This is a genomic window from Rugamonas fusca, from assembly GCF_014042365.1.
GTDB classification, from domain to species: Bacteria; Pseudomonadota; Gammaproteobacteria; order Burkholderiales; family Burkholderiaceae_D; genus Rugamonas; species Rugamonas fusca.
In genome coordinates this window covers 39,563-56,744 of record NZ_JACEZS010000024.1, presented here as the reverse complement: position 1 = coordinate 56,744, position 17,182 = coordinate 39,563, and the positions used below count along the sequence as shown (strand labels likewise).

The following is a 17,182-nucleotide window of genomic DNA, read 5'->3' as shown; positions in this document are numbered from 1 at the left end:
GATGCCTGCATTCCGATACGAAGCCGTCGATGCCGGCGGCGCCACCAGGAAGGGCGTGCTCAACGCCGACAGCGCCCGTTCCGCGCGCGCCGATTTGCGCACCCAGGGCCTGTTGCCGATCAAGGTGGACGCCATCGGCGCCCAGGTCGACGCGGCCGGCGTGGCCAAGAGCCGCGGTTTCGGCGAGCGCCTGTCAACCACCGAACTGGCCCTGTTCACGCGCCAGCTGGCCAGCCTGCTGGAAGCGGGGCTGCCGCTGGAGCAGGCTTTCACGGCCTTGCTGGAGCAGGCCGAACGTCCGTACGTGCGTGACCTGATCGCTTCGATCCGCTCGGAAGTGATGGGCGGCGCCGCGCTGTCGGATGTGCTGTCGCGCCACCCGCGCGACTTCGCCGAGATCTACCGGGCGCTGGTGGCATCCGGTGAGCAGATCGGCCACCTGGCGCGCGTGCTGTCGCGCCTGGCCGACTACATCGAGCGGCGCAACGCGCTGGTGCAGAAGGTCAAGCTGGCGTTCACCTATCCGGCCATCGTGACGGTGGTGGCGTTTTCCATCGTGATCTTCCTGCTCACCTACGTGGTGCCGCAGATCGTGTCCGTGTTCGCCAACACCAAGCAGAAGCTGCCCTTCCTCACCGTCGTGATGCTGGCCGTGTCGGACTTCGTGCGTCATTACGGCGTGCTGGTGGCCGTGCTGCTGGTGGGCGCGTGGTTCGCGTGGCGCCGCGCGCTGGAGAACCCGGCGCTCAAGCGGCGCTGGCACAGCTGGCTGCTGACGGCGCCCCTGTACGGCAAGTTCGAGCGCAGCCTGAACACGGCGCGCTTCGCCAGCACGCTGGCCATCACCACCGGCTCCGGCGTGCCGATTTTGCGCGCGCTGCAAACGAGCCGTGACACGCTGTCCAACGTGGCCATGCGCGAGCTGGTGGACGAGGCCAGCGACAACGTGCGCGAGGGCGTAAGCCTGGCGCGGGCGCTGTCGGCCCAGCAGCATTTCCCGCCCATGCTGATCCACATGATCCGCGCCGGCGAACTGACGGGCGAACTGCCGGCCATGCTGGACCGGGCCGCCAGCGCGCAGGAACAGGACCTGGAGCGCCGCACGCTGACCATCGCCGGCCTGCTGGAGCCGGCCCTGATCCTGGCCATGGGCGTGGTGGTGCTGCTGATCGTGCTGGCGGTGCTGATGCCCATTATCGAAATCAATCAGCTGGTGCGCTGAACAAGGAACCCATGAAGCGTCTGCCTTTCATCCTCACCGTGGCCGCCGTGGCGGCCTTGTCCGCCTCGCTGGCTTACTGGGGGCTGCAGCTGTTCAAGCCGCAGCAGCGCCCGATCGCGGCCGCGCCCGTGGCGCCCGCGCCGGAAGCTAGCCTGGATGCGGCCAAGGGCCTGTTCGGCGGCCAGATCGCCGTGGCCGTGGCCAGCAACTACCAGCTCAAGGGCGTGGTGGCGGCCGGCGATGGCCGCGACAGCGCCGCCATCCTGGCCGTCGATAACAAGCCGGCCGTGGCGCTGGCCGTGGGGCGCGAGGTGGCGCCCGGCGTGACGGTCAAGGAAGTCCATCCCAAGTACGTGCTGCTGTCCGAGGGCGGCGTAGTCAAGCGCATCGACCTGGCCAGCGACGCCGGGCCGCAGAGCAATCCCAACCTGGCGCCGCCATCCATCACGCCGCCGCCCCTGCCGCAGCCGTCGGTAGCGCCCGCAGTGCCGCCGCAGCCGGCCGTGATGCCGCAGCCGCAGTTGCAGCAATCGCCGCCGTCGGCGGCGGCGGCAGGGCACGCGGGTGTGGCGCCGGCGGGGCCCGGCCCTGACCGCCGTTGACGCTGCGGGTGTAACACCATGTGGTTCCTCCGCGCCCTGGGCGTTGTGCTGTGCTGCTGGCTGATGGCGGCGCAAGCACAATCGCCGACGCCAGCCTCCGTATCTGCAAACACGCCGGCCGCCGCGCCCGCGACTGACGCCGATCCCGTTCACCACCGTCCCCGCATCGCATTGGTGCTGTCGGGCGGCGGTGCGCGCGGCTTCGCCCATATCGGCGTGCTGCGCGTGCTGCAGGAATTGCGGGTGCCCATCGACATCGTGGTCGGCACCAGCATGGGCAGCGTGGTCGGCGGCGCCTACGCGGCCGGCAGCTCCGTGGCCCAGCTTGAACAACTGGTGCGCCGCACGGACTGGAACAGCGTGGTGGCCGACCGCCCGCCGCGCGACGAACTCAATTTCCGCCGCCGCGAGGAAGACTTGCTGCTGCCATCGCGCATCGAGTTCGGCGCCACGCTGGAAGGCATCTCGCTGCCGCCGGCCGCCGCCGGCAACGAGGCGCTGGAGCTGGCGCTGACCCGCGTGCTGCCGCAGGGCACGCGCGACCGGCCCGTCAACCAGTTGCCGCTGCCGTTCCGCTCCGTCGCCTCCGACCTGGTCACGGGCGAGCTGGTGGAACTGGACGACACCCCGCTGTTCCTGGCCATGCGCGCCTCGTTGGCCGTGCCCGGCGTGTTCGCGCCGGTGCGGGTCAAGGAGCGGCTGGTGGTCGACGGTGGCCTGGTGCGCAACCTGCCGGTGGACGTGGCGCGCGCCATGGGGGCCGACGTGGTCATCGCCGTCAACGTGGGCACGCCGCTGGCGCCGGAAAAAGACTTGAGCAGCGCGATCCGGGTGGCCCAGCAGATGCTGCAGATCCTGACGGAGCAGAACGTGCAGCGCTCGCTCAAGGAGTTGGGGCCGCGCGACATCCTGCTGGCGCCCAACCTGAACGGCATCAGCTTCCTCGATTTCGCGCGCCACGACCGTGCCATCCTGGCTGGCGAGAAGGCGGCGCGCGCGCTGTCGGCCCAACTGGTGCAACTGGCCGTGCCGGAGGCGGAATACACGGCGTTCGAACAGCACCGCCTGGCCGGTCCCGTGGTGGCCGACCAGCCGCTGCCCATCACCAAGCTGGCCGTGGAACCCAGTGGCCACATCAATCCCAAGGCGCTGGAAGTGCAGTCCGGCCTGGCGCTGGGCCAGAAGGTCACGGCGGAACAGGCGCAGCAGGCCGGGGCCCAGTTGTTTGGCCGCGGCGACCTGGCGCGCGTGGAAACGGAAGTGCAGGACGTAAACGGCGGGCGCGAAGTGCTGATCAAGCCGACCGAGGCCGACTGGGCCCGCAGCCGCCTGCGCGTGGGCCTGGAACTGGCCAGCGACTTCTCCGACAACAACACGTTCGCGCTCAAGATGATGCACGTGCGCTCCTCGCTCAACGACTGGGGCGCGGAGCTGCGCAGTTCGGCCCGCATCGGCACCGAGCGCGCGTTTGAAGTGGAGTTCTGGCAGCCGCTGGGGCCCGGTTCGCAGTGGTATGTGGCGCCGGCCGTCAAATATGGCGCGGCCGCCTCCGACACGTTCAGCCTGACGGGCCAGCGCCAGAACCGCATCGGCTTCAACTACGCCGGCACCAGCGTGGTGCTGGGACGCCAGCTGGGTAACTGGGGCGACGTGCACCTGGGCGTGGCGCGCCAGAGCGCCAACGTGCGCGTGACGATACCGGAAGATCCGACGGTGCCGGCGGCCCGCGTGCACCAGACCGTGCAAACGCTGGCCTACAGCGTCGACACGCTGGATTCCGTGGCCTTCCCCACGCGCGGCGGGCTGTTCAACCTCAACCTCGAACGTTCCGTGCTCAACGCGGGCACGCGCGTGTCGCTGATGCAGCAAAGCGTGGAGGGCTTACGCGCTTTCCATGCCGGGAACTGGGCCGGCCACTTGTATGCGGAATGGGCGCGCAGCCAGCAAGGGCTGGCGCCGCTCAACCTGGGCGGCTTCCTGCGCTTGTCCGGCACGGCGCCCGAATCCGTGGCCGGCAACCGCGTGGTGCTGGGCCGCGTCGTAATGGCGCGCACGGTAGGCGCCATGCCGGCCGCGCTGGGCGGTGACGTGCGGCTCGGTTTCTCGCTGGAGGCGGGCGCTGGTTATGGCGCCGACAATCCGCTGCACTGGGCCAGCGTGAAGCAGGCCGGCAGCATCTTCACGGCCGTCGATACGCGCTTCGGTCCACTCTACTTCGGCGCCGGCAGCACCAAGGGCAACAGCGGCACGCTGTATTTGTTCCTCGGTCCCGTCTGGTAAGGCGGCCCTTGGCATGCCATGGCCCCTTGGCGGGCGCGGGCTGCCTGCGCCTCCCAGGCGGCTGAATATTCTCATCACTGGCGCCACTATACTCCTAAGGGTACCTCGAAAAACCCTGTTTTCTAAAAATTCCCTCCTCTATAAATCAAAGGCTTACGAAGCGAGCAATATTGAAAAAGGAGGTTTTTCGAGGTCCCCCTACGTCGCCGCCATCTGTTCTCACTGACCGCCGCCACCCAATCGCATGGAACGCCGCCACGCGTTCTCATGCAGTCCCGCCAGCGCTCTGCTGTGGCTGCGGCCAACACCGCAGGGCTGCGAAGGACTGCTTGCACCCAAAGCGGAAGCATCTCCTTATATTTATGTTTTCACTCGACTATTATTTCGTAACATGCATGGATTATTCTTCCTGACTTGCATTGTCGTTCGGTTGCCCAAGGCTACCAATTACATAAGTCACGACTACTGCGAGAAAAATAAATGAACAAAATGCCTCAATTACGACCAGCTTCCTGCCGTCAAATGTTGGCACAATATCGCCATACCCAATAGTTGCGGAAGTTATGACACTAAAATAATAAGCAGAAAAAGAATCGGTTACTGAGGCTGAGCCAAAGCGAAGAGCGTCGAAATGCAAATATAGACCAGCAAACCACGCCGTAAATTCAATGAAATTTAACCCTAAAGATATCAACGTCCTGTTTAGTGACAATGGTGCATGCCAAAAATTTCTCAGCAGGACTATAGCGAGAATATTCGAAAATAAATCAACTAAGGAGATCGTACATAGAATTACGTATAGGTTTCCCGCCCACAGCCCACCAAAGAGTGCAAATACTGCACCACATGTTTTTAATAAAACATACACTTCAATCGAAAGCTTCCTTGCCATTCGGCTTATTTTTCCTGCGATCCAGCGCACGACCATTGCTGGAGTTGCCATCAGAGTTATGCAAAGAATAATAATAAAAAATCGTTCCAGTAATAAAATTTTCCGATACTTTATATTATTGAATTTTAATAGATCGAATACCAGTGAGCCATGTTTTGCGTATGGGTTGTGTGTCGAAGGAGTCATTGCCACTTTATTAGATCACTTCCATTTTTTTTGATTTTCAACTATCAGCTCGTGCTTCGGCAGCCGCCACCTGTCTCGCGAGCACTTTCCTGGATCGGTACCTTTTCTGGCCTTCGGCATCGGACACAGTCCAGGGTGCTTTCGCAGTCCAGGCAGGCTACCGGACGTGCGTGCCGTCCGTGGCCTTTCCCCGATTCACGGGCGCTCCGGCTACGGCTTGAACGGGAACTGGTAAGGTGCTTCAAATGGCAGATCATTGAGGAGCTAAGCTGCTTTGTCTCCTAGCATTTCGTCAAGCTTCTCGAACTCTGCAGCGATCTCGGCGTGGATTTTCTGCGTGTAGCGTTCGAAAAGGTGCCCCTCCAATTCCATCGCAAAGTCTCGCACTGCATCCATCAACTCTTGGATTTCGAACTCACCCAGCTCAATAGGCTCACCATCCTTGGAATTGCCGCTGCGGTGAATGATGTCGTGGCGCTTGATGGTAGGCTCAATAAAGGCATCGAAGGACGGCGCCTTTATCTCCAAAGCATGGGCAATCAGCATGGTGACGCTATCCCATTTGTGCCAAACCGTGTCTTGCAGATACCCTTTTACCAAACCACGCAGGCTGTCGAACTTGTCGTAGATTTGTCCAAGCTTCATCCCTTGGTCTTTAAAGTGCGGAAAGCGCGTTACTATGTTCTTCAAAACCCGATCATCGTTCTCAACGGCATAAGTCATCGTCTCCCAGAGATAGGACTCAAAGGCAGTTATGACGTTGCTGTACGCAAGCTTCTTGGCTAAAGCGACGGCCGCCTCTGATCCAGTAAGAGTGAGCACTTCCGATATTTCTTGGAGCCGGCGCTCGAGGACATTTGCAGGATCTTTTGGATTAGCAACGTTGACTCCGAATTCCTCGTCGTAATCGTCGTCATCGCCCCATTGAACTGGAGCCCAATCGTCTCCTACGTTCGATTGCAGTTCATCAACCACATCGGAGATTAATTCTTCGTCCACAATTCCGCTGAATCTCTGATCAAGTTCATCTTTAGGATGATATGGGCCGCCATGCACAAAGATATAGCCACCCTCGGCAGATATGTAGGGAGTTTCCTCCGCAGGGTCGCAGTAGCGAGCCAGAAACCAAGCCTTCATTGCCTGTCGCTTGAGTGAGGGGCTGGCCTTCTGGAGCCACACCTCATCAATATCCATTAAACGTGAACTGTTATCGACTGCCTCATCGGGCAGATTTGTTACGAACCATTCATCCATTCGATCATTCCAACCCATAAATATCCTTATTTAGATTCAGATTTCTTGAAGAGTTCGGAAGGGGGTAATTTTGTGGCATTAAAACTTAAAATTATACTCACCCAGTTTCGAGTCGGTTTTCGCCTAATCTTGGGGCATTTCCCAGAAAATGAACTATACCTTGAAAACCATGAACACAATTTCCTACTTTATTTACGGTTCGAAATGGCCGCTGCTGGCCGAACTCGGCCGATGACCATAAAGGATAACATCTTGCTCATCTGAAAAAAGCGCGGATTCTCACAAGCCCGGGTGGCGGCGCTGCATGAGAGCGAGTGGCGGCGTTCCATGCGCTTGGGTTGCGGCGGTCAGTGAGAACAGGTGGCGGCGACTTAGCAGAATGGGTGGCGGCAGTGATGAGAATACTCAGGCGGCTCAAGCGGCTCGGGCGGCACAGCAGACTCAGGCCGCTTGCTGCGGCTGGCGCCGCAGCGCCGTGAACGCGGCGAATTCCCACGAACGAAATCCCACCAGCAAGGTGTAGCCGTCGCGCTCGGGCGCGGGCAGGCGGCGGTCGCCCTGGTGCAGCCGCGCCAGTTCGCCGGCCAGCGACTGGATCTTGGCGGCCAGTTCCAGCGCGCTGGCGCGCGACAGCCGCGCGGGCAGGCACAGCAGCGCTTCACCGGCACCGTTGAACGGGCCGCTGAAATAATCGGCTACCACATGGCTGCGGAAGAACTGTTGCACGGGGCCGTCGGCCAGCCAGTGGAACGCGTTCGACACGCGCAGCCGGTAGCGGTTCAGCGGCTTGAGTTCGATCAGGCCCAGCCGGTCCAGCTCGGCCAACAAGACGATGCATTCCGGCTCGCTCAGCTGGTAAGTTTCCAGCACCTGCTCCAGGCTCCAATGGCCCAGGCAGCAGATTGCCATCAACAGCAGGCGCGGGTGGGCCACCAGCGCCTTTTCCTGCAGCAGGGTCAGCGTGTCCGCATGGGGCGTGGCGTCGGCCGCGCCGCGCAGCACGTCCTCCAGCGCGATGCCGGCCGCCTTGCAGATTTGCGCCAGCCGCGACAGCGCCATGTCTTGCTGGCCGAACATGCGCTTGACGCTCGATTCGCTCATGCCGATGCGGCTCGCCAGTTCCTTGTAGGTGACGCCGGCCGCGCGCAATTGGGCGCGCAACACTTGCAGCAGCAATTCCGGTGAACTCATGCCTGCCCCTGTGCTTGTCATAAAGGCAAAAAAGTAGCACGGTTCGCTACCGTCTGTACAGGATTTTGCGCCCTGGTACTTTCCGCTAGGACTTTCGATGGAACGGGATCACACTGCGCAGCGATGTCACTCGTTGCAGCGACGTCATCCAGCCACAAGAGACTACGAGGGGAACGATGATGAAATTTAACGTGCGCACCATGCTGTTGGCCAGCGCCTTGCTGGGCGCCAGCGGCGCCGCCGCCGCCGCCGACCTGTCGCCCGGCTACATGGGCGTGGACGTGGGCTACCGCAACCACTACAACTTCGACTGCCTGAGCGGCAGCCCGTGCGAGCGCAACGCCGGCGCCAGCACCCGCGTGTATGGCGGCTATACGCTGGGCCAGGGCGAGGCGTTCGGCCTCAAGTCTACCCGCGCCATCGAAGTAGCCGCCTTCACGGGGGGCAGCGTCAAGGGCGCGTTCAGGGATGGGAGCGGTGCGCTCAGTCCGGGCAAGGGCAAGTTGTCGGGCGTGAGCGTGGTGGTCGCATCGGCCACCCAACTCAGCGATAACTGGGCCTGGACCACGCGCTTGGGCCTGGTGGCCGAGCATGGCAAGGTCAACTACACGGCCGGCGGCAGCGACAGCACCAATACCCTGGCCGTGACGGTGGGCACGGGCCTGTCCTACGCCATCGACCGGAACTGGTCGCTCAACGCGGACTGGAACTACCTGCCGGCCCGCATGGGCAAGGCCGCCAAGTCCAACCTGAATGTGTTCTCGGTGGGCGCCGCCTACCACTTCTGATTACCCGAGAGCGGGCGCCAACCCCGGCGCCCGCTGACGGTTCACTCTTCGTCGTGCTTCTTCAGCAAGGCCTTGGCCAGCGCCCGCTTGGCCGCCTGGCGCTGGCCGGACGGCGTTTTCACATGCGGCCCGGCCGAACGCAGCTTGGCCGCCACGGCCACCGGATTGCGTGGCTTGGGCGACGGTCCCACGCGGAACTGCATTTTCTGCCGGGTCGCCAGCGCCTTGTTGGCCATGATCTCTCCGTTACAGCACGTAACGCGACAAGTCTTCGTTGACGGCCAGCGCGTCGAGCCGGGCGTTGACGTAGGCCGCGTCGATGGTGAGCACCTTGTCCGACGTTTCCGTGGCCGTGAACGAGATTTCCTCGAGCAGCTTTTCCATCACCGTGTACAGCCGGCGCGCGCCGATGTTCTCGGTGCGCTCGTTGACGGAAAACGCGATCTCGGCCAGCCGGTTGATGCCGTCCGGCGCGAACTCGAGCTTGACGTCCTCGGTGGCCAGCAGCGCTTCATACTGCTTGGTCAGGCAGGCGTCGGTGCTGGTGAGGATGCGTTCGAAATCGGCAATCGACAGCGATTCCAGCTCCACCCGGATCGGGAAGCGTCCCTGCAGCTCGGGTATCAGGTCGGACGGCTTGGCCAGGTGGAAGGCGCCGGACGCGATGAACAGGATGTGGTCGGTACGGATCATGCCGTACTTGGTGTTGACGGTGGTGCCCTCCACCAGCGGCAGCAGGTCGCGCTGCACACCGGCGCGCGACACGTCGGCCCCGCCCACTTCCGAGCGCGAGGCGATCTTGTCGATTTCGTCGAGGAACACGATACCGTTCTGCTCCACGTTCTGGATCGCCTTGTGCTTCATCTCGTCTTCGTTGATCAGCTTGGCCGCTTCCTCGTCCACCAGGATCTTCATGGCGTCCTTGATCTTGAGCTTGCGCGATTTTTTGCGCCCGCCGCCGATGCCCGAGAACATGGTCTTGATCTGCTCCGTCATTTCCTCCATGCCGGGCGGGGCCATGATTTCCATCTGCGGGCTGGCCTCGGCCAGCTCCAGCTCGATTTCCTTGTCGTCCAGTTCGCCCTGGCGCAGCCGCTTGCGGAAGGTCTGGCGCGTGGCGTCGCCGGCCTGCGGTTCGCTGCTGGCCGTGTTGAAGCCGAAGTCGCGCGCCGGCGGCACCAGGATGTCGATCACCCGGTCCTCGGCCGCGTCCTCGGCGCGCGCGCGCACCTTGGCCATCTCGGACGAGCGGGTCTGCTTGATGCCGATGTCGATCAGGTCGCGGATGATGGTGTCCACGTCGCGCCCCACGTAGCCCACTTCCGTGAACTTGGTCGCTTCGATCTTGATGAACGGGGCGTCGGCCAGCTTGGCCAGGCGGCGCGCGATCTCCGTCTTGCCCACGCCGGTCGGGCCTATCATCAGGATGTTCTTGGGCGTGATTTCATGGCGCAGCGGCTCGGCCACCTGCTGGCGGCGCCAGCGGTTGCGCAGCGCGATGGCGACGGCGCGCTTGGCCTTGGCCTGGCCGACCACGTGTTTATCGAGTTCGCCGACGATTTCCTGTGGGGTCATGTTCATGGGTTCAGTCCAGGGTTTCGATGATGTGGGACAAGTTGGTATAGATGCACAGCTGGCCGGCGATGGTCAGTGACTTTTTGACGATGTCGGCCGGCGACAGTTCCGTGTTTTCCTGCAGCGCCAGCGCGGCCGACTGGGCGTAGGTGCCGCCCGAGCCGATGGCGCCGATGCCGTTCTCCGGTTCCAGCACGTCGCCATTGCCGGTGATGACCAGCGTCGATTCGCTGTCGGCCACCAGCAGCATGGCTTCCAGGCGGCGCAGCACGCGGTCGGTGCGCCAGTCCTTGGCCAGTTCGACCGAGGCGCGCAGCAAATTGCCCTGGTGCTTTTCCAGCTTGCCTTCGAAGCGGTCGAGCAGCGTGAAGGCGTCGGCCGTGCCGCCGGCGAAACCGACCAGCACCTTGCCCTGGTACAGCTTGCGCACCTTGCGGGCCGTGCCTTTCATGACGATATTGCCGAGCGTGACCTGGCCATCGCCGCCCAGTGCGACTTGCTTGCCGCGGCGCACGCACAGGATGGTGGTGCCGTGAAATTGTTCCATAGTGACCTCGGTTAGTGATGCGATTCAAGTCCCGCACATGGGGCTAGCCACCGCAATTGCAAGACGGGTCAGTATTTGTGCGGGTAGATCTTGGCCAGTTCGCCGTAGCCGAGCAGCCGCAGCAGGGCCGCCACCAGGTGGTTGACGTCGCGGAACTCCACCTTCTTGCCGTCTTGCACCAGCGCTTGCAGCCTGGTCTGCAAGGCGTTGGCGGCGCTAAATTCCACGCGCGCCAGCCGCGAGCAGTCGAACACGAGGGTCTGGTACTGTTCAGCATAGGCGGCCAGCGCGGCAAGTAAACCGTCGAGCGGGTTCTCGACCACGGTGGGCAACAGGTAGCGGTCCGGCGCGCCGGCCAGCGGCTGGCGGGCCGCCGTGGCCACGGCGCGCGGCGCCACGAACGACGGCGGCGACACTTCGAACGTGACGCAGTAATCCATGCCCGTTTCCTCGAAGTCCTTTTCGCGGTTGAGCAGTTGCAACAGTTCCAGCAACAGCAGCCACGGCGCCGGGCCGCCGTCGCGGTTGCCCACGGCCACGGTGGCCTGGATCAGGGCCGCCAGGTGGTCGGCCGCCACCACGATCAGCTCGCGCTCGCCGCCGTGCAGTTGCTGCAGCACGGGCAGCAGCAGCGCGCAGCCCTCGGGCGTGACGCCCTGCACCCGGCTGAAGTCCAGCCGCAGCACGGGGTGGCTGGCCATTTGCTGGCGCAAGCGCTCGAGCTGGGGGGCGATGGTGTCGTCGAGCTGGCCCGAGAACAGTTCCGTGGGCGTGACGCCCGACCAGGCCCGGCCGCTGGCGGCGGCGGCAGGTGGCGGCAGCGCGTTCCAGGGCGGCGGCGACGTTTCGAAGGTGCTGGCGTAATCGATCGACAGGCTGTCGAACTTGTCCTGCTGGCCGGTGACCTGGTACAGGTCGAACAGCATCCACCACAGCGTGCGGTCCTGGGCGCCGGCCGGCGGCAGGTTGTCCACCAGCATCTGCTCGGCCATGTCGGCCTGGCCGTTGGCGTACACGATGGCGATTTCCTCCACCACGGGCGCGGTCTGGGCCGCCACGGCCTGGGCCGGCAAGTCATCCTCGCCCAGCAATTCCGTCGTATTCTCGTCCAGCAGGGGCAGGGTGGGATGGTCGCCGGCCACGGCGGGGCGCGGCGGGCGCGCGGGGCGGCTGCCCCAGGCCGGTTCCGTGTCCTGGAAGATGTCGAGTGCCATGGCGGCCTCGATGGCGTCGATCTTCATGGCCGTGGCACGGGCCAGGTCGCGCTGCAGGGCCTGGGCTTGCTGGCGTTCCAGTTCGCTGTTCGGGCCAAGGCGCACGCCCTCGTCGGCGCCGGCCGTGGCGGCCGGCGCGCGCTGCGCGTCCTGTTTCTTGAAGAGCGAAAATATGCCCACGTCGTGCCCCGTTGGTGCTCCATTGTGTTTCACGCTGGCCGGCACGCGCACAGCGCGTGCCGCAGGATATGTAGTGTAGCTTATGGGAAAGGTCTTGCCATGTGCGCACGCAAGCGGATACAACAATTTTCACCAAATTCCACAATTCGGCGCGCCAGCTTGCGAAAGCGTGGACGAAAAAAAAGCACGCGAGGGCATCGCGTGCTTCTTTGGCAGTGGCCGGATGGCTCAGTCGCCGTACAGCTTCTGTTTCAGTTCGCGACGCTGCTGGGCTTCCAGCGACAGCGTGGCCGTGGGACGGGCGATCAGGCGGGGAATGCCGATCGGTTCGCCCGTTTCCTCGCACCAGCCATAGTCGCCGGCGTCGATGGCCACGATCGATTGCTGCACCTTCTTCAACAGTTTGCGCTCGCGGTCGCGGGTACGCAGCTCCAGTGCGTGCTCTTCCTCGATGGTCGCGCGGTCGGCGGGATCGGGCACCAGCACGGTTTCGCGCAAGTGTTCCGTGGTCTCGTCGGCGTTCTTCAACAATTCTTTTTCAAGGGCCTGCAGCTTGGCCTTGAAAAATGCCATTTGCGCCGGGTTCATGTAATCCTTGTCATCCATCTTCAGAATTTCTTCTTCGGTCAGGATGCGTTCAGTGCTCGCGGCGGGGGTCGATTTATTAGTTTTAGTCATCACTTCGCTTACCTTCGATACGACAGAGTTTTCAAATGGATGGGCTGTTGGGGTGCCAGGCCACACAGCCGCACCGGTATCCGCATCGGCACTGCTTGCCGGATGGTGCAACACTTAATCTTTCGTTATGGTCTTTCGCATCATACGCGTTCGAGCGAGCCGTGCCCGATTCGCGGGGGAGTCTGTCGCTAAAAACGCAGATAGTTTATACCAAACATTGTTCCAAACCGCGAATAAAGATGTCTTTCGGTAGATTTTTGCCAATAAATACCATTTTGCTGCCACGGTTTTCCGTTTCCCCCCATTTCGCGCCCAGGTCGCTGCCCATCAACTGGTGCACGCCCTGGAATACCACCTTGCGTTGCGCCCCTTGCATCCACAATACGCCTTTATAGCGCAGCATGCGAGGGCCGTACACCTGGACCAGTCCGTTCAGGAACTCATCGAGCTTGCCGCTGTCGAACGGGCGCTCGCTCTTGTAGACGAAGGCGGCGATGTCGTCCGTGTGGTGGCTGTGGTGATGGTCGTGGCCGCAATCGGGACCGTGGGCATGGCCGCAGTGTTCGTCGTGCACGTGCGCATGCTCGTCCTCGGCGGCCAGGAAGTCCGGGTCCAGTTCCAGCTTGTCGTTCAGGTTGAAGCCTTTCAAGTCCAGCACTTCGGCCAGTGGCAGGCGGCCGAAGTCGGAGCGCACGATGGGGGCGCGCGGGTTGATGTGCTTGACGCGGGCCGTCAATGCGTCCAGTTCGGCCGCCGTCACCAGGTCGGTCTTGGATAGCAGCAACTTGTCGGCGAAGCCGATCTGGCGCTGGGCTTCCTCGTGCTCGTCGAGCTGTTGCATGGCGTGGCGCGCGTCCACCACCGTGATCACGGCGTCGAGCATGTAGTGAGCGCCCACTTCCTCGTCGATGAAGAAGGTCTGGGCCACGGGGCCGGGGTTGGCCAGGCCGGTCGTCTCGATCACCACGCGGTCGAACTGCAGCTGGCCGGCGTCGCGCTTTTGCGCCAGCGCCGTCAGCGCCACGATCAGGTCGCCCCGTACCGTGCAGCAGATGCAGCCATTGTTCATTTCCACGATCTGTTCCTGGCTGTCCTGCACCAGGATTTCATTGTCGATATTTTCCTGGCCGAATTCATTTTCGATCACGGCGATGCGCATGCCGTGCTGTTCCTGCAGGATGCGGTTGAGCAGCGTGGTTTTGCCGGCGCCGAGAAAGCCCGTCAGGATGGTGGTGGGGATGAGTGCCATGGTCGCTCGTCGAAATGAATGATGGGGTGCTGGGGGCGCCGTCTGGGGCGATCCAGCCAAGCCGCCGATTATGCCGGAATTTCGCAAACGGTTGCAAACCGTGTGTTTGCTGCGCATCAAGCCATTGTGCGCGTTATTTGATTTTTGCGCGCGGATGCGCCCGGTCGTAGACGTCGGCCAGGTGCTGGAAGTCGAGCGCCGTGTAGACCTGGGTGGAACTGATGCTGGCGTGGCCCAGCATGTCCTGCACGGCCCGCAGGTCGCCCGACGATTGCAGCACGTGCGAGGCGAACGAGTGGCGCAGCATGTGCGGGTGCACGTGCACCGGCATGCCGCAGGCCAGCGCATGGGCGCGCAGCCGCTGCTGCACCACGCGCGGGCTGACGCGGGCGCCGCGCGTGTTGACGAACAGGGCCGCGCTGCCGTCGGACGGGGCCGGGCGCACGGCGATCCAGGCCGCCAGCGCGGCCAGCGCCGCGCTGCCCACGGGCACGGTGCGCATCTTGTTGCCCTTGCCGGTGACGACGGCCTCGCCCTGCGCGAGATCGAGCCAGCCCAGCGAGGCGGGCAGGGCGCCGTCGGCCTTGCGGTATTGCAGGTCCATGGCGGCCAGTTCCGACACCCGCAAGCCGCTGGAATATAAGAGTTCGAACATGGCGCGGTCGCACAGCGCGGCCGGTTCCGGGGCCGCGCCCGGCTGTGGCCGGCCGGCGCCGCTCACCAGCCGCACGGCGTCGTCCACCGACAGTGCGCGCGGCAGGCCGCGCGCTTGCTTGGGCGCCCGCACGCCGGCAGCCGGATTGGCGGGCAGCTCGCCCTGTTCGATGAGCCAGTCGAAAAAGCCGCGCCAGCAGGACAGCTTGCGGGCGATGGAACGCGGTTCCAGCCCCTGGCCGTGCAGGGTGGCGGCCAGCCGGCGCAAATCGGCCTGGCCCAGTTGACGCCACTCGCGCCCGGCGGTGAGGGTGGCCAGCTGGCGCAAGTCGCGCCCGTAGGCGGCCGTGGTGTGGGACGACAGCTGGCGCAGGGTGCGCAGCCGTTCCAGCCAGGCGGCGGCCCAGTCCTGCTTGCCGCGCCCGGCATCCATGTCAGGCCAGCAGCGGCAGCAGCGCGGTGCTGCTGGTTTCGCCGATGTGGACCAGGAAGTCGGTCGCCATCATGGCCGTAAAGCGGGCCGGGTCGGCCGAACCGAGGATCAGCAGGCCGAAGGCGCTGCCCTTGCTGCCGGGTTGGCGCAGCGCAATCATGACGGTCGACTGCACGCTGGCCGCGTCGGCCAGCCAGCGCACGGCTTCGAAATCCTTGTTGCTGCCGCAGTAGGGCGCCAGCAGGCTGTTGGCGAACAGGCGCGCATCCTCCGACACGCCGCGCGTGAACCAGGCGGCCTCATGCTCAGGCGCCGTGTTCCACAGGCGCAAGGTCACCTGCGGCACGTCGAACGCCGTGCGCAAGCCGTCCGACACGGCGCCGGCCAGCGCATCGGCGCCGCGCGCCGTCACCAGGGCCTGGGTCCAGCGGTGGAACTTGTTGGCGATGGCTTCGTTCTCGGCGGCCAGGCGCATCAGCTCGGCCATGCGCAATTCCAGCGCCTTGTACTTGTCGCGCATCACTTCCATCTGGCGCTCCTGCAGCGAGACCGCGCGCCCGGTCAGCGGGCTCGACAGCTTGATCTCGCCCAGCAGGCTGGCGTGTTCTTCGAAGAAGTGCGGGTGATCGGTCAGGTATTGCGCGACGGCGGCGGAGTCCAGAGGGGCGGTCATTGATGGTGTCGTTCTAATTAAGAGAGGGAAAGCACACCGCATTTTAACCGAGTGCGCACCTTGCCATGGGCCCTCTGTGCGTTTTGTGCCGCAGCAATGAAAAAGACGCCCGCAGGCGTCTTGTGGACTGGCGTGGCCGCCGATCAGAAACGGTGGCGCATGCCCAGCTGGATGCCCTTGCTGGACTCGCCCGGATGGCCCGTGAAGCCGCCCGAGGCGCTGGCCGCGCCGATCGCGTACTGGCCATCGTTCTGGTTCTTGATGTAGGCCACCACCGAGTACAGGTCGGTGCGCTTGGACAGGTTGTAGTCGTAGCCGAGGCCGTACTGGGTGGCGTCGCTGTTGGAGGCGCTCTTGTCGTTCTGGCGTACCACGGAGGCCATGATGCGGCCCTGGCCCACGCGGTAGTGGAAGCCGAGCTGGTAGCTGACGGCGTCGAGCAGGAAGGTGCGGCGCAGCGTGGTGTCGAGCTGGCCGGCCAACACCGGGCCCAGCGCCGGGCCGAAGGCGGCGAAGGTGGGCGCCAGCGCGTCGTGGGCATAGCGGATGATGACGGAATTGTCGTTGTTTTGCTTGTGGTAGCCGGCGAACAGTTTCCACTGGTCGATGCTGTACGAACCGCCCACGGTGGTGGTCACCAGGCCGCGCGCGCCGACCTGGTCGGTGCCATAGTTGTGGCCCAGGCCGACGTCCCAGCCGTTGGCCTTGTAGCGCAGGTTGGCGCCCCAGGAGCGCTTGTCCATGCCGATGTAGCCCGAATGCTCGGTGCCGTACATCAGCGCGGCGGCCACGCCGTTGGGCAGTTCCATCCGGTATTGGATCGACTTGTCGGAACGGATCGCCACGCCGGCCGTCAGCAGGCCGCCGGTGCCGCCCACGATGCCGCCCCAGCCGGCCGCCGTGCCCGACTCGAACACGTCGGCGTTGTTGAACACTTCGTAGTCGGGCGTGTACATGCGGCCCAGCAAGACCGCGCCCACCGGCGTGACCAGGCCCACCATCGAGGTGCGGTCGAACAGGGCGTTGTTGATATTGACGTTGACGGCCGGCTGCAGCGCCGACTGCACGCCGGCCAGCAGCTTGGCGGCCGTGGCGGCGCCACCGGCGGCGGCCGGTACCGTGAAGGCCAGTCCCTTGGTCAGCGCGTAGCCCTGGTTGCTCGACAGATTGCCGGCCTGCTGGCCGCCCGTGTCGAGCTGCACCCGCGCCTCCAGGTTGAACACGGCCTTGTAGCCGTTGCCCATGTCTTCCGTGCCCTTGAAGCCGAGCCGGGAGCCGTCGGCGATGCCGCTCACTACCTTGGTGCGGGCATCGCTGCCGCCATTGTCGGCGTACATCACGCCGGCGTCGGCGATGCCATACACGGTGACGGACGACTGGGCCAGGACGGGGGCCGCGCAGCCGGCGGCGATCAGGCCGGCCAGTACTTTGATTTTCATTGTGTCTCCAGTTTTTATCGGTTTTCTTATCACGACTTTAAAATAGCACGGACGTGCTAATCAACTATGACAGCGATAGTGCATGCTGTACAGCAAGGTTTGCGCTGGACAGCGCGCGTGGTTGC

At 63.9% G+C, this 17,182-nt stretch carries 16 protein-coding genes; 4 read left to right on the top strand and 12 right to left on the bottom strand.

From position 1 onward, the window contains the following. Window position 1: 1 nt before the first annotated feature. From gspF to H3H36_RS21990, 3 genes are read left to right on the top strand one after another with little or no spacing between them, the layout of a single operon-like run. Window positions 2–1,222, top strand: a complete 1,221-nt coding sequence (gspF, locus tag H3H36_RS22000) for a type II secretion system inner membrane protein GspF (RefSeq protein WP_182220219.1) — start codon at window positions 2–4, stop codon at window positions 1,220–1,222. An 11-nt stretch (window positions 1,223–1,233) separates the two neighbouring features. After that, window positions 1,234–1,824: a type II secretion system protein N gene (locus H3H36_RS21995; protein WP_182220218.1), complete on the top strand. Its 591-nt coding sequence runs from the start codon at window positions 1,234–1,236 to the stop codon at window positions 1,822–1,824. A gap of 18 nt (window positions 1,825–1,842) precedes the next feature. Continuing rightward, the gene (locus H3H36_RS21990; protein WP_182220217.1) at window positions 1,843–4,104 is read left to right on the top strand and encodes a patatin-like phospholipase family protein; all 2,262 of its coding nucleotides are present in this window, start codon (window positions 1,843–1,845) and stop codon (window positions 4,102–4,104) included. 400 nt (window positions 4,105–4,504) lie between these two features. Here the strand turns inward: H3H36_RS21990 and H3H36_RS21985 are convergent, their stop codons facing one another. The 3 genes from H3H36_RS21985 to H3H36_RS21975 all read right to left on the bottom strand — a co-directional run bounded on the left by H3H36_RS21985 (window position 4,505) and on the right by H3H36_RS21975 (window position 7,627). Then, window positions 4,505–5,047: an ion channel gene (locus H3H36_RS21985; RefSeq protein WP_182220216.1), complete on the bottom strand. Its 543-nt coding sequence runs from the start codon at window positions 5,045–5,047 to the stop codon at window positions 4,505–4,507. A gap of 399 nt (window positions 5,048–5,446) precedes the next feature. Then, window positions 5,447–6,436 (bottom strand): hypothetical protein, encoded by a 990-nt coding sequence (locus H3H36_RS21980; RefSeq protein ID WP_182220215.1) that lies wholly within the window; start codon window positions 6,434–6,436, stop codon window positions 5,447–5,449. Window positions 6,437–6,877: 441 nt separating this feature from the next. Continuing rightward, window positions 6,878–7,627 carry a helix-turn-helix domain-containing protein gene (locus H3H36_RS21975; protein WP_182220214.1) on the bottom strand — a complete coding sequence of 250 codons (750 nt, stop codon included), beginning with the start codon at window positions 7,625–7,627 and terminating at the stop codon, window positions 6,878–6,880. A 176-nt stretch (window positions 7,628–7,803) separates the two neighbouring features. On the opposite strand from H3H36_RS21975, the gene H3H36_RS21970 reads away from it, so the two are divergent. Further along, a complete protein-coding gene (locus H3H36_RS21970; RefSeq protein WP_182220213.1) occupies window positions 7,804–8,415 on the top strand; it encodes an outer membrane protein in 612 nt (203 codons plus the stop codon). A gap of 41 nt (window positions 8,416–8,456) precedes the next feature. Here the strand turns inward: H3H36_RS21970 and H3H36_RS21965 are convergent, their stop codons facing one another. From H3H36_RS21965 to H3H36_RS21925, 9 genes are all read right to left on the bottom strand, one after another. Beyond that, a complete protein-coding gene (locus H3H36_RS21965) occupies window positions 8,457–8,651 on the bottom strand; it encodes a hypothetical protein (protein WP_182220212.1) in 195 nt (64 codons plus the stop codon). 10 nt (window positions 8,652–8,661) lie between these two features. Continuing rightward, on the bottom strand, window positions 8,662–9,996 hold the full coding sequence (gene hslU, locus H3H36_RS21960) for an ATP-dependent protease ATPase subunit HslU (protein ID WP_182220211.1): 1,335 nt from the start codon (window positions 9,994–9,996) through the stop codon (window positions 8,662–8,664). A 4-nt stretch (window positions 9,997–10,000) separates the two neighbouring features. Further along, window positions 10,001–10,537 (bottom strand): ATP-dependent protease subunit HslV, encoded by a 537-nt coding sequence (gene hslV / locus H3H36_RS21955; protein ID WP_182151455.1) that lies wholly within the window; start codon window positions 10,535–10,537, stop codon window positions 10,001–10,003. A 68-nt stretch (window positions 10,538–10,605) separates the two neighbouring features. Then, entirely contained in the window at window positions 10,606–11,931 is a 1,326-nt protein-coding gene (locus H3H36_RS21950) for an STAS domain-containing protein (RefSeq protein ID WP_182220210.1), read from the bottom strand. 228 nt (window positions 11,932–12,159) lie between these two features. Further along, a complete protein-coding gene (gene dksA, locus H3H36_RS21945; RefSeq protein ID WP_182151453.1) occupies window positions 12,160–12,609 on the bottom strand; it encodes an RNA polymerase-binding protein DksA in 450 nt (149 codons plus the stop codon). Window positions 12,610–12,814: 205 nt separating this feature from the next. After that, complete coding sequence (locus H3H36_RS21940) at window positions 12,815–13,858, bottom strand: CobW family GTP-binding protein (protein WP_182220209.1); 1,044 nt, start codon at window positions 13,856–13,858, stop codon at window positions 12,815–12,817. A 133-nt stretch (window positions 13,859–13,991) separates the two neighbouring features. Beyond that, entirely contained in the window at window positions 13,992–14,945 is a 954-nt protein-coding gene (locus H3H36_RS21935; RefSeq protein ID WP_182220208.1) for a tyrosine recombinase XerC, read from the bottom strand. A 1-nt stretch (window position 14,946) separates the two neighbouring features. Next, window positions 14,947–15,618, bottom strand: coding sequence for a DUF484 family protein (locus H3H36_RS21930; protein ID WP_182220207.1), 672 nt, complete (start codon window positions 15,616–15,618; stop codon window positions 14,947–14,949). A gap of 143 nt (window positions 15,619–15,761) precedes the next feature. Next, window positions 15,762–17,057 (bottom strand): porin, encoded by a 1,296-nt coding sequence (locus H3H36_RS21925; protein ID WP_182220206.1) that lies wholly within the window; start codon window positions 17,055–17,057, stop codon window positions 15,762–15,764. Window positions 17,058–17,182 lie beyond the last annotated feature (125 nt).

Bases quoted from the DNA above. Each gene is read 5' to 3' on its own strand.
- gspF (WP_182220219.1), top strand. From the start codon at position 2: ATGCCTGCATTCCGATACGAAGCCGTCGATGCCGGCGGCGCCACCAGG.
- H3H36_RS21995 (WP_182220218.1), top strand. From the start codon at position 1,234: ATGAAGCGTCTGCCTTTCATCCTCACCGTGGCCGCCGTGGCGGCCTTG.
- H3H36_RS21990 (WP_182220217.1), top strand. From the start codon at position 1,843: ATGTGGTTCCTCCGCGCCCTGGGCGTTGTGCTGTGCTGCTGGCTGATG.
- H3H36_RS21985 (WP_182220216.1), bottom strand. From the start codon at position 5,047: ATGGCAACTCCAGCAATGGTCGTGCGCTGGATCGCAGGAAAAATAAGC.
- H3H36_RS21980 (WP_182220215.1), bottom strand. From the start codon at position 6,436: ATGGATGAATGGTTCGTAACAAATCTGCCCGATGAGGCAGTCGATAAC.
- H3H36_RS21975 (WP_182220214.1), bottom strand. From the start codon at position 7,627: ATGAGTTCACCGGAATTGCTGCTGCAAGTGTTGCGCGCCCAATTGCGC.
- H3H36_RS21970 (WP_182220213.1), top strand. From the start codon at position 7,804: ATGATGAAATTTAACGTGCGCACCATGCTGTTGGCCAGCGCCTTGCTG.
- H3H36_RS21965 (WP_182220212.1), bottom strand. From the start codon at position 8,651: ATGGCCAACAAGGCGCTGGCGACCCGGCAGAAAATGCAGTTCCGCGTG.
- hslU (WP_182220211.1), bottom strand. From the start codon at position 9,996: ATGAACATGACCCCACAGGAAATCGTCGGCGAACTCGATAAACACGTG.
- hslV (WP_182151455.1), bottom strand. From the start codon at position 10,537: ATGGAACAATTTCACGGCACCACCATCCTGTGCGTGCGCCGCGGCAAG.
- dksA (WP_182151453.1), bottom strand. From the start codon at position 12,609: ATGACTAAAACTAATAAATCGACCCCCGCCGCGAGCACTGAACGCATC.
- H3H36_RS21940 (WP_182220209.1), bottom strand. From the start codon at position 13,858: ATGGCACTCATCCCCACCACCATCCTGACGGGCTTTCTCGGCGCCGGC.
- H3H36_RS21935 (WP_182220208.1), bottom strand. From the start codon at position 14,945: ATGGATGCCGGGCGCGGCAAGCAGGACTGGGCCGCCGCCTGGCTGGAA.
- H3H36_RS21930 (WP_182220207.1), bottom strand. From the start codon at position 15,618: ATGACCGCCCCTCTGGACTCCGCCGCCGTCGCGCAATACCTGACCGAT.
- H3H36_RS21925 (WP_182220206.1), bottom strand. From the start codon at position 17,057: ATGAAAATCAAAGTACTGGCCGGCCTGATCGCCGCCGGCTGCGCGGCC.